Origin of the sequence: Psychrobacter sp. TB20-MNA-CIBAN-0197 (genome assembly GCF_040309765.1) — a bacterium.
Taxonomy (GTDB): Bacteria; Pseudomonadota; Gammaproteobacteria; order Pseudomonadales; family Moraxellaceae; genus Psychrobacter; species Psychrobacter submarinus.
In genome coordinates this window covers 1-249 of sequence record NZ_JBEOPC010001117.1, presented here as the reverse complement: position 1 = coordinate 249, position 249 = coordinate 1, and the positions used below count along the sequence as shown (strand labels likewise).

The following is a 249-nucleotide window of genomic DNA, read 5'->3' as shown; positions in this document are numbered from 1 at the left end:
ATCGCCCTGCTGCACTCGGCGGTAAATGATCGCGAACGCCTGGAAGCCTGGCTCGCCGCCCGTGATGGCGAGGCCGACATTATTATCGGCACCCGTTCGGCGCTGTTCACGCCGATGAAAAATCCCGGGCTGATCATCATCGATGAAGAGCACGACGGTTCCTATAAACAGCAGGAAGGTCTGCGCTACCACGCTCGCGATCTGGCGCTGGTGCGCGCGCGACAGGAAAACATCCCGATCGTGCTCGGC

The 249-nt window shown here is 61.0% G+C and carries 1 pseudogene; it reads left to right on the top strand.

The window, feature by feature from the left end:
* Positions 1 to 249: pseudogene (locus AAEY83_RS17400) on the top strand (primosomal protein N'); the annotation flags it as partial.